Consider the following 13,901-nt stretch of genomic DNA (forward strand, 5'->3'; position numbering starts at 1 on the left):
GGAAGAAGATCCTGCCGGCGCCTGCATTCAGTTGACGATAGAAGCGGGTCCGAATATTTTTATCAAATGCAATGAATGGTCCATGTGATGCATTTTACGCATAAATGGGAGGCGGGGCTTGTTGCGACAGCTATATGTTCAGATGATCCTGGGGGTGGTTGCGGGGACCATCCTGGGATATGTCTGGCCCAATGCGGGCGTGGCCCTCGGCCCATTAGGCATAGCCTTCATCAAGACGATGCGCATGATGGTTCCGCCCATCCTGTTCTGCACGATCGTCGACGGCATCGTTTTGCATGGCGGCGCGCTGCGCACCGGTTCAACCATCGTCCGCGCGCTGATCGTCTTTCTAGCGATCACCATCCTGGCGCTTCTTTCCGGAACCGTCGTCGCCGGCCTGATGCAGCCCGGAGCTGGCCTGAACCTGCATGCCGTCGCCATGAACCAGGATATGCATCGGCAATTGGCGGGCCCACCAATCAACGGTCCCGGCGAATTCCTGCTGCGCATGATACCGGACACCTTCTTTTCCGCCTTCACGGCCGGCGACGTGCTGCCGGTCCTTTTCATTGCCGGACTGGTGGGATTCGGACTGGTCCGGATCGGCGCTTCGGGCGAGCCGATCGTCCGGGGCCTGCGGGCGCTCACGCAATTGCAGTTCACGATATTCGGCTTTCTGGTACGCCTCGCCCCCGTCGGCGCCTTTGGCGCGATCGCCTATACCGTTGGCGCCTATGGCATCGGTTTCATCGGTTCGCTCGGCATGCTGATCGCGACCCTCGCCATCGCGTGCCTGATGCTGGCCTCTTGCCTCCTCATGGCCGTTCGGCTCGCGACCGGCATGCCGATATGGAAGCTGATCCGTCATTTCCGCGACGAGTTGCTGATCGTCGTCGGCACATCGTCGAGCGAGGTCGTCCTCCCCCGCCTCATCACCAAACTCGAGCGACTGGGCGCAAGTCCTGCTGTCGTCGGTCTGACCGTGCCGCTGGGCTATACGCTCAACCTTGCCGGCACCGCCGTCTACCTGACCGTCGCCACCCTGTTTCTTGCAGAGGCTCTCGGCATTCCGCTGCCCCCCGACAGGCTCGCCCTGTACCTGCTCGTCATGCTGGTGACGTCGAAGACAGCCGCGGGGGTCACGGGCAGCGGCTTCTCGGCCCTGTTGCTGACATTGTCGCTGCTGCCGGACATTCCGGTGGGGGCTGCCGCCATGCTGATCGCCGTCGATCGCGTGCTGTCCGCCATCAGGGCGACCACCAGCGGCCTTGCCAACATCAGCGCCACATTGCTTCTGGCGCGCTGGGACGGCGCAACGATCGGAGAGGTCAGGCCGAAGCCCATGCCTCCGACAAAAGGGTGACGAGCCGTTCGGCCGCAGGTGAGATGGGGGCTGCAGGGCGCTTCAGCAGTCCGATCGTGCGGACGATCACCGGCTCGCCAAGAGGACGCCACACCAGATCGCGCGCTTCAGGGCCTGCGCAGGCAAGCCTTGGAAGAACGGAGGGGCCAAGGCCTGCGTCCACCAGGGCGAGCGCGGACGTAAGGCGGGTCACCTCGTAAAACCAGCTGAGCTGGATGCCCTGGGCCGCCAGCCCTGCTTCAAGGGTGGTGCGATTACCGCTCGCCCTGTGGACCGTGATCAGCCGCTTACCCACCAGATCGCCCCAGCCGACATTCGGCAGCATGGCAAGCGGATCGTCCCGGTGGCAGACAAGCCCGTAGGGATCATCGTGCAATGGCGAGAAGGAGAGGTCGGCGTCCGTCGAAACCGGCAGCGACAGGCCGAATTCCGCCTCCCCCGTTCTGACTGCCTCAGCACATTCGGTGGCCGACAGGTCCAGGATTCGGACGCGGGTGTTGCGATAATCCTCCCCGAATTTCTGCAGCACCTCAGGCATGAACCGCACCGTGGCGCTGGGCACGCTGGCCAGGGTGATGCGACCCGCCTGCCGCTCCCCCTGGGCCATGAGCCCGATGAGCGAGCCGTCGAATTCGTCCAACATGCGTCGGATCAGCGGAAGCACCTCACGCCCCGACGGGGTCAGCCGCACCGTTCGCGTCGTGCGTTCGATCAGCACCGATCCCACGGCGCTTTCCAGCTTCTGTATCCGCCGGCTGAGCGCGGGTTGCGACAGGTTGAGCTGCTGTGCCGCGCGATGGAAGCTTCGCCCCTCCGCCACCGCGACCAGCGCGCGAAGATCAAGCAATTCGCAATTTATCATTTCCATCGTCCCGCCGGCGAACAAACTCGATCAGCGTTTTAGCGGAGTTTGCCGAACCGGCACGCATTTTCGCGTTTCGAAACCCGCCCTAATGCCCGTCACCGGACGGCCGCTTCACCTTCCTGATCTGGCCGACCCCTATGAAAACGCCGATGATCGTCAGCGGGAAAAGCGCGACGTCGATCCAGCCGGGCAGATGCAATCCCTGATGCTCCAGCGCTTCCTTCAGATGATGCCAAAGGCCCAGTGCATAATAGCTGATCGCCACCACCGACAGCCCTTCAACCGTATGCTGGAGCCGTAATTGCAGCGCCGTCCGGCGATCCATGGATGCCAGCAGATCGCGATTCCGCCGCGCGAGAGCGGTGTCGACCCGGGTGCGCAGCAGGGCGCTGGTCCAGGCGGCGCGCTGCGCCAGATCCTCCAGTCGCCGGTTGAACGCATCGCAGGTCCGCATGGCCGGCAGCAACCGTCGCTCCGTGAAATCGTCGAGCGATCGGTAACCGCGCACGGGCGCGACCGCGAGGCGGCGGATGCGGTCGCGGCAGATTTCCGCATAGGCCTGTGTCGCGCTCATGCGGTAGCGGGTGCGCGCCACGATCTCGGCCAGTTCGGCGCTCAGGGCGGAAAGCAGCTCCAGCACCTGATCAGCGTCGGCATCCTTTTGGGCCACGCGGCTCGTGATCGCCGTCAGCCGCTGTTCAAGCCCGTTCAGCAGAGGCGTCGCCTGCTGCGCCTCGGGCAGGCCCAGCAGGGCGATCTTGCGGTAATTGCCCAATTCCTGAAGCCGCTGGACCAGTTGCGAACTTTCGTCGCCCACCAGTCCCCTATCATGGATGAGCAGTCGGCCAAAACCATCGCCATGCAGGCGAAAGTCGCTCCAGATGCGGGCATGACCGTCCGCCACGTCGGAGATGATAAGGTCTTCGGTGGCAAAATGCGCGGCGATGGCGGCCGGCGGCGGTTCATTCATGACCATCGCGATCTGTGTCGACCGGATCACCCGGCCCGGCATGTCGGCCATCCAGGCGGGCACATTGGCAAATGGCGCGAGGTCGAACAAGCTCGCACCTTCGACCGGCGCGAGGAAACTGTAGGTCATGAATTCGGTATGACGCTCCCAGGAGAAATGGAGGTCACCGACCCGGCCGGCGAGGAAGCGATCGCCGGGCTTGAGGGCAGGAAAACGTTCGGACAGCAGGGCAATGCCCTTTTCGGCCTGCGCTTCGTCCACCAGCAGCACGAACTGAAGCGCGAGGGCAGGCGCATCGAAGCGGGACAGGCCGCGAACATGCATTTCCCGCGAAAGGGATGCGCGCAGCGGATGATTGCGCTGGCCGAGCGCTGCAAAGGGATCGGCCGGGATGCTGGTCATGTCGTCCATGGCATTCCTTGGCGCCCTGCTTCATCAAGTCCGACAATATCGTCGCTGTCGATTCATAATGGCAGGATCGCGGTTGGCAATCCGCCCTGCCCGAAAGGATGAGGGGCGAGTGCAGGCTGCATGCGCACCTCGAAACAGAGGGGATGAACGCGCCGGCGGCTAGTTGAAGAGATCGAGCGGTATCGCCTCGGCCATGGCGCGATAGCCCTCCGGTGAGGGATGCAGCGCGTCGCCCACATCATAGCGCGGGAGCAGGCGGTCAGGACGGGCCGGATCGCGCATCGCCCGATCGAAGTCGACCACACCGTCAAAATTCCCCGGCTCGCGGATCCAGCGGTTCACGGCCTGCCGGTCGGCTTCGTTCCGGGCGTCGGGATGATAATAATCATTGCCCGCGAATGGCAGGATGGTGCCGCCGATCACCTTGATGCCCTTCGCCCGGGCGCGCAGCACGATCTGCCGGTAGGCGCCGATGATGCGCGATACCAGGCGGGCATGCTCCACGTCGCTGACCGGCGTTTCGCGGGTGAGCGTGCCGATGTCGTTAATGCCTTCAAGCAGGATCAGATAACGCACGCCCGGCTGCGCCAGCACATCTCGGTCCAGCCGGGCAAGCGCATTGGGCCCAAGACCGTCGTTCAGCAGGCGGTTGCCGCCGATGCCCTGATTGACGATCACCAGATGGCGCGTCGCCGGATCGGCCTGCAACCGCTGGGCGAGACGGTCGGTCCAGCGATCATTGCCGTTCGTGGTCGAGCCCCGGCCGTCGGTGATGGAATCGCCGAGCGCGACGATCAACTGCGCCGCCGTGCAGCGCTCCACCTCCAGCGCGGCGAGCGAAAACCAATGGTCGACGGCCTGCGCGCCCGCCATGGCGGCATCGCCCAGATGGTCGCCCCTGAGCAGCCAGGATGTCGCCCGCGATCCGGGATGAGAGGTCTGGCCCGACGGTTCCTCGGCAAAGGCGATGGTGATCGCCAGATCGTCAAAGGCGCGGACCGGCAAGCCTATCGGATCGGATAGATAATCGGCACCGGCCGGGATCGTCACTTCGCTGCGCCCGTCGAAGCGGAGCGGGATGACAGTCTTCGCGTCGATCGCCGCTGATCCGGCGCGCAGCGCCCGCGCGATGCTGGCGCCCTTCAAGTGCAGAGGCGCGGTGCCCGTCTGGTTGGAAAGGCGCACCCGCAGCCGGTTCCCCGCAATGGATGGGCGGACGATCTGCCGCAGGCTGCTGTCCGTCAATGTCCCCGGCGCCAGCGCATTGTCCCCGTTCGGCGCCATCTGGGCGGATGCCCAGGCCACGGTCCATTGCCCCCGGCACGGCGCGCCCCAGGCCGGCATCGCGACGAACGCCGCGAGGGGAAGCAGGACGGGAGCAAAGGTCAACCGCATGGACTTGTCCTTGACGATAGAAAAATGGGCCGGTCTTGCAACCGGCCCAGGGTCCTTGGGGGAGGATCAGAAGTTCGCGCGGATGCCCGCCAATATGGTTCGTCCCGGATAATAGATCGAATAGGGCGCATTATCATATTCGAATGTTGTGCGGATGGGCTCGTTCGTGATGTTGAGTACGTCGAGCGTCAGGCGCATCGCCTTGTTGAGGAACGGCAGTTGATAGCCTGCCGACAGATCGAGCTGGCCACGGGCATCATTGCGCAGGGCCGCGCCAGTAATGCCGTTCTGCGGCGCGTTGACTGCGATCGACTTGTCGTTCCAGACATAGTTCAGGCTGATCGAGAGGCCGTTATTTTCATAGAATCCCTGGAGATTATAGGACCATTTGGAAACGCCCGTTGCGACCAGCTTCGTCGCCTGCCCCGGCATCAGCTTCGAAGACTGCTTGAGATAGGTTCCATTGGCCGAGAAGCCGAGCCCCTTCACCAGGAAGTCGAGCGGCTGCACCCAGGTCGCCTCAATGCCCTTGATCTTGAGGTCGCTGAGGTTGATCGGCCGGTCCACGGAAACGGTCAGGTCATTGATCGGCACGCCGGTCGATGCCGCACGGTTGGTCAATGCCTGCTGCTGGGTCGCGAGGAGGCTGTCATAAGGGATATTGAGCGAGGCGAAGGTGACATCCCGCGGATCGATGACAGTGAAACCCTGAACGTTCTTCATGAACAGCGAAAGGCCGACATAGCCAATGCCGCCCGTATAGAACTCACCACCCATGTCATAATTGTCGGAAGTATAGGGCTTGAGATCCGGGTTGCCTGCATTGGCTACCAGTGCCGTAGGATCGGTGAAGGTCACGCCCGGCAGGATCTGGCTCGCATCCGGCCGCGTCATGGTCCGCGAGGCGGAGGCGCGCAGCTTCACATTGTCGGCAATGTCGTAGGTCAGGTTGATGGAGGGAAGGAAATTGTCATATTTCGACCGCGAGGTTATGTCGACGATCGCCGCGCCCACCTGGCTGGGTCCGACCACCAGTTGGTTGGTGGCGGCGTAGCGCATGCCGGCATTGATGTGCAGGTCGCGGTCCGCAATGGTAGTGACGCCGTTCAGTTCGAAATAGGCGCCCCACACCTTCTCATCCATGTCGCCCGTCGCGCCGCCCGTCACCGCGCCGCGCGTTTCCGGCGCGCTGTCGCGATAGCTGTAATAGTCGGTGGCGTCCTTGATCGCGCCGAAATCGGGCATGATGAAGGCGTTGTAGCCGATGTTGCGACCCGCCAGATGCCCGAAATTGCTGACCGTCATCGGCATCAGATATTGCGGAATGGCGCCGGTCGGGATCGATCCGGTGGCACCGGTGCAGCCCGTTCCGCAGACCGAGAGCTGATAGGCCTGGCTGTTATCATAGGCGCGGATGGAGCGGGTCGCCCGGTCATAGGCGGCACCGACCTTCACGTTGAACATCGCGTCGCCCAGGGTGACATCCAGATGCGCGCCCTTGGTCTCCGTCTTGCGGCGGACCAGCGCAACATTCTGGCGATACCATTGCCAACCCAGATTGGGATCGTTCAAGTCGATATTGGTCGTGATCGACGGATAATAGCCGTTGCTGTTGTCATAATAGACGTCCACGCCCGAATTGGGCGGCGTCTGGAACGCAAAGGTCGGCTGTTCGCGGAAGAAACGGCTCTTGGAATAATTGGCGCTGAGGTCGACTTTCAGCGTTTCGGTCGGCTGCCAACTCAGGCTGGGATTGATGTTCCAGAACTTCGTCGTCTGCTTGAACTGGCTCGCCTCCAGAAAGAAGGAAGAGTTGGCGAAGGTACCCGAAGTCACGACCCCGTTGTCGTCGACGGTGAGGTCGATGGGAATCATGCCGCCGGTCGCCTGCGCGCCGGTGCCGGGACCGGAATTGCGGACCTGCCAGTTCATGTTGATACGCGAATAGTCGCGCTTCGACTTGGCCCAGATGCCGTCGAGGGCAAAGTGCAGCGTGTCGCTGGGCCGCCATTCGAGCGAGGCCAGGGCGGAAATGCGCGAACGGTCGCCATCGGTCAGGGTGTTGCGGCCCAGTCGGGGAAGCAATGCCGTGCTGAGTTGGCTGCGGGTCAGGCCCGAAGTCGCGACGACATCGACCGGCTGACCGGGAATGAGGCCATGGCCTGCATTGGCGGGAACCGTCGAGGCCCAGAAGAAATTGTTGCCGCCGGGATCGGCCACGCCATTGACCATTCCCAGATTGCCGTCAGTCCAGCCGACCGTGTCAAAGCCGTCGACGCGCGTCTTCGTCTTGACGCCGGCCACGCCCACCAGGATGCCGAAACTATCCGTCGTGTGGCTGGCGACGATCGCGCCGCGCGGGCTCAGCTTCTCATTGCTGTCGGTATATTGGCCCTGCGCCACCACGGTGACATGGGTGCCCGGCTTGTCGAAGGGACGGGCGTTGCGCAGGTTGACGGTGCCCGCGATGCCGCCTTCCAGCGTCGAGGGCGACGGCGTCTTGGCAAGATCCAGGCGGGTGAAGAGTTCGGAGGGGAAGAAGTCAAGATCGACCTCCCGGTTGGCGCTGCCGCCATTCGTGCCGCCGTCAGAGGCGACCTGAAGCTGGGAGCCGTTTAGGAGAACACGGGTGAAGCTGGCCCCGAGGCCGCGGATCGCGACCTGCGTCCCTTCGCCGCTGATGTCGCGGGTCAGGCGCACGCCGGGCATGCGGTTCAGCGTTTCGGCCAGGTTGGTCGCGGGCAGCTTGCCGATATCTTCCGCAAAGATGGAGTCGCCGAAGGCGACTGCGTTCTTCTTGGCATTGGTGGCGCTTTGCAGGCTGCCGCGGATGCCGGTCACGACGATGTCGGCTGCTTCATCCTGCTGGGCGACGGGCTGAGGAGCGGGCTGGGCCGCGCTGTCCTGGGCGATCGCGGCCTGAGCCAGCGTCAGCGCGCCAAAGGCCGAGGCCGCGCAGAGCGCCAGGCGAAAAGAGCGAATATGAGAATCAACCATTTGAAAATCCCCTCCTGAGCGCGGCTCCCGCCTATCCGGTGAACCTGTCTGGTAGCGCTATCAGTTCGGCGTTGATAAACCCTGAGTTTATTTTGTCAAGACCGGAGCCATGATTATTGGTAACGGTACAAGCGGACCTTCTGGATCTGGAAATCGCCGGTGGGAAGCTGGATATGACGCCCCTGATGGGTCTGGTCGCCGTTCAGCAACCGTCCTGCGATCCAGGTGCCGTGGGCATCAAAATGCCCTTCCCAGGCGCTGTCGATCCCGGCGAGACTCGGGCCTGCTCCCACCGGAGCGAAGGTGACGGTGATGCCCTGCCCGGCGATCAGATAGTCTTCCGGCCCTGTCTGGATGATGATGCCGGCTGCGTTACCGGTATCAGGGGTGGCGACAGGCTTCTGGATATCGGCAAAGGCCACGGTGAAACGGTAATTGCCGATCGTCTCCGTAACCGGCTCATGGACCAGCGTTTCGTCATAGAGCGATTTCGGGCGAAAAGCCGACATGCGACCCATGCCCTGCGCGGCCAGGATATGGGGGCTGAGCTGTTCCAGCAGGTCGTAGGCTTCGCCCAATGCGCCCGGCTTCTCGTCGATCGACTCGATGGAGAAGGGGCCAAAGCCGATCGCGTCCAGCTTGCCTATGGCGTAAAAGGCGTTGCCCGGCACCTGGGGATGGTCGGCATTATTGGCTTCGGGGACGAACAGCGGATTGTCGGGCCGCTTGTAGATGTTCACGATGTCGACGAAGTTCGGGAAATAAATGTCCGGGGCCAGGAAATCTATCGCGGGTGCCCCCGCCTTCCAGATGTCGATCAGATGCGGCAGCGGTCCGCCGCTCGGATATTCGCCGGGCAGGCGGCCAGGGCGGTTGAGCGCCACATTGACATAGAGGGGCATCGGATAAACGGCCTTGCCCGCACGGGCCAGCGCATCGGCAAAGCGGGCATAGTGCCAGGCGGTGAAGATTTCCTCCGCCGCATGGCCTGGGCCAAACACTTCAGACCAGGTGCCGCTGGTCCTGCTCCCCTGTTCCTCCCACAGGCGCTTCATCTGCGGGACCAGAACGTCCCGATGATGCTGCAAATAAGTGGTGAGTTCGGCGGGCACCGGCGCCTTGAACGCCGCATCGGCCAATGCGCCATAGTCGCGGGCAACGGGCAGCATGCCGATCTCATTTTCCACCTGGGTCATGAGGACCGTGTTCTGCCTGTCATCCACCGCCTTGATATGCGCCATCAGCGCGGCGAAGGCTCTCTGATCGGCCTCCAGCGTCGCAGGCTCCATGGCGGAGAGGATTTCGACGCCCTGCCCATTGGGCAGCCGCGCGCGCGGAAAGCGGCCCTGGTCGCGCTTCACCCAGGCGGGCACATAGGTCGACATGCTGTTCTTCCAGGCGCCGAACCAGAGGATGACCAGCTTCAGATCATTGGCCCGCGCATCGCGGATCAGCGCATCCACCGAGGAAAAGTCGAATCTGCCCTCCTCCGGCTCGATCAGTTCCCAGGAGACTGGCGCCAGCACGGTGTTGAGGTGCATGGCCTTCAGCCGCTTCCAGTGCGGCGCCATATAGGCTGCGCTAGACGCGCTGCTGTTGCCCAGCTCGCCTGCGATCAGCAGCATCGGCTTGCCCTGCATGCTGATCTGCGTGGCGCTGCCCTGCCGGACCAGCCGGGGCGGTTCGGCCTGCGCCGCGGCGATCGCAAGCGCGGCGACGGCGGCGCCGATCTTCGCCCATTGCATCATATCTCTCCCTGAAAGGTCGCCAGCGTGGCCAGCGCGCCCTGCGTTTCGAGCATGGCGAGCCAGCGCGTCAGCGCCATGCGGAAGGCCCCATTCTCCGCCAATGCGGGCGGAACGACAGCGTCGACGCGCAGGATCGCGGCGACCCGCTCCTCCGTTGTGCCCGCACCCTTCAGGCGGGCGGCGATCATGCCTGCAAGCGGATCGTCGACGTCATGCGCGTTGCCGAGATCATCCTGTCCCGCCTGCCAACGCAGCCAGGCCGCCACGGCAAGCGAAAGCGCCTTTATCCCCTTCCCGGTTGCCAGCCTCGCAGCGATCGGGGCGAGCAGGCGCTGGGGCAGCTTCTGCGATCCGTCCATGGCGATCTGCCGCGTGCGATGGCGCAGCGTCGGATTGTCGAAACGGGCCATCAGCTCGCGGCGATAGAGGGCGATGTTCAGTTCGGGCGGCGGCGACAGCGTCGTCTGCGCCTCGTCCCACAGGGCCTCGACGAAGGCACGCGCCGCGGGCAGCGCCAGCACCTCATGCACATGCTCGATACCGGCCAGGCCGCCCAGATAGGCAATGCCGCTATGCGCGCCATTCAGCAGGCGCAGCTTCGCCTCTTCCCAGGGGGCGACGGCCGCCGTGAGTTGCACCCCCGCTCCGAATTCCGGACGCGGGCCGCAAAATCGATCCTCGATCACCCATTGGGTGAAGGGTTCGGTCTTGATCATAGCGTGGTCGGCCACATCAAGACGTGCCGCGAGGGCGGCCACATCCTCCGCCGTGGTGGCGGGCACGATCCGGTCGACCATCGTTTCTGGAAAGGCCCCTTCTTCCGCAATCCACTCCGCCAGCGGGGCATCGTGACGGTGCGCGAGCGCCAGTACGGCGTTGCGCAGCCTTCGGCCGTTATGCGGCAGGTTGTCGCAGGAGATCGCCGTGAAGGGCGGCAGGCCCAACGCCTTCCGCTTCGCCAGAGCCGCCACCAGATAGCCCGGCGCCGTCTGCGGCCGGGTGAGCGAGGCCAGATCCGCCGCCAGTTGCGGATCATGCTCGATCAACTCGCCGGTAGCGGGGTCCAGCTTGTAGCCCTTCTCCGTAATGGTCAGCGTCACGATATGCGTGTGAGGCGATGCGAGGGCATCCAGCAGCGCCAGAGGCTCCTCCGGCGCGACGATGACCCGCTGGACTGCGCCGATGATCTGGGCGTGCTCGGACGAGCCGTCCCGCACGAGCATGGTGTAGAGGCCGTCCTGCGGCGCCATCTGGTCGCGCACCCGCGGCGAACGCAAGGACGCGGCGACGATGCCCCAGCGCAGGTCGCCGGCATTCAGCACGTCGTCGAACACCGCCGCCTGATGCGCGCGGTGAAAGGCGCCGATGCCCAGATGAACGACGCCGGGCCTGACCGCAGCGCGATCATAGGCAGGCCGAATCACATCATCGGGCAACGCATCGAGCGTCGCGGAGGACAGCCGCCTCACAGCCTGTAGGCCTGCTTCACCAGATCGTAGGACAAGGCACGCACCAGTTCGAACGCCTCATCTTCCTCCAGCCGGTGTTCGGCCACCAGCCGCGCCAGCCAGGCACAGTCCATCCGGCGCGCCATGTCGTGCCGCGCCGGGATCGACAGGAAGGCACGGGTGTCGTCGTTGAAACCGACCGTGTTGTAGAAGCCCGCCGTCTCTGTCGCGCACTCGCGGAAGCGGCGCATCCCTTCCGGACTGTCATGGAACCACCAGGGCGGACCGAGCCTCAAGGCAGGGTAATGGCCCGCCAGCGGCGCGAGTTCGCGGGAGTAGACATCCTCGTCCAGCGTGAAGAGGATCAGCATCAGCCGGGGATCATTGCCATAGAGGTCAAGCAGGGGCTTGAGCGCCTGGACAAACTCGCCAGCCGCCGGGATGTCACCGCCCTTGTCCCTGCCGAAACGTGTCAGGACGGCTGCATTATGGCTGCGGTGCACGCCGGGATGCAACTGCATCACCATGCCGTCCTCGATCGACATGCGCGCCATTTCCACCAGCATGTGGCCGCGGAACAGTTCGGCATCGCTGGCGCTGGCGGGACCGGACATGACGCTGGCATAAAGCGCCTCGATCTCCGCCCTGCCCAGATGCGCGGTGAAGGCCGTGGGATGGCCATGGTCGGTTGAGGTGGCGCCGGCCTCGCGAAAGTCGGCGCGGCGTTTTTCATGGGCGCGCAGATAGCCCGCGAAGCTCCCCGCATCCTCCCCTGCCATGGCGCAGAACGCACGGACATTGTCGGCAAAGCCGCGCACGGACGGGTCCATCACCGGGTCCGGCCGATAGGCGGTGACGACCCTGCCGCCCCAGCCCGACGCCCGGATCGCGCGATGGTGATCGAGCGGGTCCAGCGGTCCTTCCGTAGTGGCGATGACCTCTATATCGAAGCGCTCGAAGAGGGCGCGGGGACGGAAGTCGGGCGTCTTCAGCGCCGCGTCGATGATGTCGTAATAATGATCTGCTGTGTCCGGGGACAGCCGGACGTCGATGCCGAAAACTTCGGCGAAGACCCAGTCGAGCCACATGCGGGACGGGGTGCCGCGGAACAGGTGATAATGGGCGGCGAACCTGTGCCAGATGGTTCGGGGATCGGTTTCGGTGGGGCTGCCGTCCCGGGTCGGCACGCCCAGCTCCTCCAGCTTGACGCCCTGGCTCATCAGCATGCGGAACACATAATGATCCGGGACGATCAGCAGTTCGGACGGGTTGGCGAAGGGATCGTCATAGGCGAACCAGCGCGGATCGGTATGGCCATGCGGGCTGACGATGGGCAGATCCCTGACCGTGGCGTGCAGTGCGCGGGCAATGTCGCGGGTACGCGGATCGGCAGGGAAAAGGCGGTCGGGGTGGAGCTTCAGCGGCTTCATGAACGGGATTCCGATAGGGTGACGGGCGCGTAGCGCGGCACGATGAGGTGGACGACCAGCAGCGCGACCAGATAGGCGCAGGCCGCGACGATGAAGATCGGCTGGAAGCTGCCGACGCTTTCCAGGATCATGCCGGCGAACTTCGCCATCAGCATGCCGCCGATGGCGCCCGACAGGCCGCCGAGGCCGACAACCGATCCCGCCATCCAGCGCGGAAAGAGGTCGCCGGGCAGGGCATAGACATTGGCGGAAAAGCCCTGATGCCCGGCGCAGGCGAGGCCGATCAGGCCGACCGCCACCCACAGGCCCGGCGCCTGCGCGGCGAAGGCGATGGGAAGGGCGCAGAGCGCGGCGCAGAACATCGCCGTCTTGCGGGCGCGGTTGATGCTCATGCCCCGGCCGATCAGGCGAGAGGACAACCAGCCGCCCGTGACCGATCCGACATCCGCCAGCAGATAGACGGCGATCAGCGGCGGGCCGAAGTCCAGCATCCTGACGCCATATTGCTTGTTGAAGAAGTCCGGCAGCCAGAAGAGGAAGGTCCACCACACCGGATCGATCAGGAAGCGGGCGGCGATATAGGCCCAGGTCTGGCGGTGGCGGAACAGGGTGCGCCACTTGACCGGGCGCTGCGGCTCCTGGGGGTCTGCCTCGATCCAGGCGAGTTCTTCCGGCGAGAGAGCCTTCTTCTCCCGCGGGCGGCGATAGAAGCCGAGCCATGCTGCCAGCCAGACCACGGTCAGCAGGCCGGTCAGGATGAAGGCCCAGCGCCAGCCCATGGTGACGGCGATGACCGGCACGATCAGCGGCGTCAGGATCGCGCCGACATTGGACCCGGCATTGAAGATGCCGATGGCGAAGGCGCGCTCCTTCCTGGGGAACCATTCGTTGGTCGCGGCGATGGCGGCCGGGAAGGTTCCCGCCTCCCCGATGGCGAGCGGGATGCGCGCAAGCAGCATGCTCGCCGTCGAGGTGAAGAAGATGTGCATGACATGGCCGACGGTCCAAAGCCCAACCGCCAGCGCATAGCCTGCCCGCGCCCCGATCCGGTCGATCAGCCGCCCGAAGAAGACATAGGAGATGCCGTAGCCCGCCTGGAACCAGATGGCGAGGTCGGCATAGCCGCTCTCGCTCCAGCCATAGCGGGCCTGAAGATCGGGCTTCAATGTCGGCAGGACCAGCCGGTCGACATAGCTGAGCACCACAGCCGCGAAGAGCAGGCTGCAGACCACCCAGCGGACTTTTCCTGAAGGTTTCGGGAGCGCCTGCATCAT

The 13,901-nt window shown here is 64.3% G+C and carries 9 protein-coding genes; 1 reads left to right on the forward strand and 8 read right to left on the reverse strand.

Annotation, left to right across the window (positions count from 1 at the left end):
* The first annotated feature begins 121 nt into the window (after nt 1-121).
* Nucleotides 122-1,363 carry a cation:dicarboxylate symporter family transporter gene (locus MRBLMC3_RS11950; protein WP_363829004.1) on the forward strand — a complete coding sequence of 414 codons (1,242 nt, stop codon included), beginning with the start codon at nt 122-124 and terminating at the stop codon, nt 1,361-1,363.
* Here the strand turns inward: MRBLMC3_RS11950 and MRBLMC3_RS11955 are convergent.
* From MRBLMC3_RS11955 to MRBLMC3_RS11990, 8 genes are all read right to left on the reverse strand, one after another.
* On the reverse strand, nt 1,329-2,231 hold the full coding sequence (locus MRBLMC3_RS11955) for a LysR family transcriptional regulator (protein ID WP_363829007.1): 903 nt from the start codon (nt 2,229-2,231) through the stop codon (nt 1,329-1,331). The two genes, MRBLMC3_RS11950 and MRBLMC3_RS11955, sit on opposite strands and share 35 nt — an antisense overlap.
* 82 nt (nt 2,232-2,313) lie before the next feature.
* Nucleotides 2,314-3,609 (reverse strand): DUF3422 domain-containing protein, encoded by a 1,296-nt coding sequence (locus MRBLMC3_RS11960; protein ID WP_363829009.1) that lies wholly within the window; start codon nt 3,607-3,609, stop codon nt 2,314-2,316.
* 159 nt (nt 3,610-3,768) lie between these two features.
* A complete protein-coding gene (locus MRBLMC3_RS11965) occupies nt 3,769-5,004 on the reverse strand; it encodes an SGNH/GDSL hydrolase family protein (RefSeq protein ID WP_363829012.1) in 1,236 nt (411 codons plus the stop codon).
* Between the two features lie 66 nt (nt 5,005-5,070).
* Nucleotides 5,071-8,001, reverse strand: coding sequence for a TonB-dependent receptor (locus tag MRBLMC3_RS11970; RefSeq protein ID WP_363829015.1), 2,931 nt, complete (start codon nt 7,999-8,001; stop codon nt 5,071-5,073).
* Between the two features lie 113 nt (nt 8,002-8,114).
* Nucleotides 8,115-9,749 carry a DUF5597 domain-containing protein gene (locus MRBLMC3_RS11975; RefSeq protein WP_363829018.1) on the reverse strand — a complete coding sequence of 545 codons (1,635 nt, stop codon included), beginning with the start codon at nt 9,747-9,749 and terminating at the stop codon, nt 8,115-8,117.
* The gene (locus tag MRBLMC3_RS11980; protein WP_363829021.1) at nt 9,746-11,218 is read right to left on the reverse strand and encodes a mannitol dehydrogenase family protein; all 1,473 of its coding nucleotides are present in this window, start codon (nt 11,216-11,218) and stop codon (nt 9,746-9,748) included. The genes MRBLMC3_RS11975 and MRBLMC3_RS11980 overlap by 4 nt, the downstream gene beginning before the upstream one ends.
* The gene (gene uxaC / locus MRBLMC3_RS11985) at nt 11,215-12,627 is read right to left on the reverse strand and encodes a glucuronate isomerase (RefSeq protein WP_363829024.1); all 1,413 of its coding nucleotides are present in this window, start codon (nt 12,625-12,627) and stop codon (nt 11,215-11,217) included. The genes MRBLMC3_RS11980 and uxaC overlap by 4 nt, the downstream gene beginning before the upstream one ends.
* The gene (locus MRBLMC3_RS11990) at nt 12,624-13,898 is read right to left on the reverse strand and encodes an MFS transporter (RefSeq protein ID WP_363829448.1); all 1,275 of its coding nucleotides are present in this window, start codon (nt 13,896-13,898) and stop codon (nt 12,624-12,626) included. The genes uxaC and MRBLMC3_RS11990 overlap by 4 nt, the downstream gene beginning before the upstream one ends.
* Between the last annotated feature and the right edge of the window lie 3 nt (nt 13,899-13,901).

Origin of the sequence: Sphingobium sp. LMC3-1-1.1, assembly GCF_040676285.1 — a bacterium.
In the GTDB taxonomy this organism is placed as follows: domain Bacteria; phylum Pseudomonadota; class Alphaproteobacteria; order Sphingomonadales; family Sphingomonadaceae; genus Sphingobium.

What these genes read in the sequence shown, in the direction of transcription:
- uxaC (WP_363829024.1), bottom strand. Translation starts at nt 12,627, where the DNA reads ATGAAGCCGCTGAAGCTCCACCCCGACCGCCTTTTCCCTGCCGATCCG.
- MRBLMC3_RS11965 (WP_363829012.1), bottom strand. Translation starts at nt 5,004, where the DNA reads ATGCGGTTGACCTTTGCTCCCGTCCTGCTTCCCCTCGCGGCGTTCGTC.
- MRBLMC3_RS11990 (WP_363829448.1), bottom strand. Translation starts at nt 13,898, where the DNA reads ATGCAGGCGCTCCCGAAACCTTCAGGAAAAGTCCGCTGGGTGGTCTGC.
- MRBLMC3_RS11970 (WP_363829015.1), bottom strand. Translation starts at nt 8,001, where the DNA reads ATGGTTGATTCTCATATTCGCTCTTTTCGCCTGGCGCTCTGCGCGGCC.
- MRBLMC3_RS11975 (WP_363829018.1), bottom strand. Translation starts at nt 9,749, where the DNA reads ATGATGCAATGGGCGAAGATCGGCGCCGCCGTCGCCGCGCTTGCGATC.
- MRBLMC3_RS11955 (WP_363829007.1), bottom strand. Translation starts at nt 2,231, where the DNA reads ATGGAAATGATAAATTGCGAATTGCTTGATCTTCGCGCGCTGGTCGCG.
- MRBLMC3_RS11960 (WP_363829009.1), bottom strand. Translation starts at nt 3,609, where the DNA reads ATGGACGACATGACCAGCATCCCGGCCGATCCCTTTGCAGCGCTCGGC.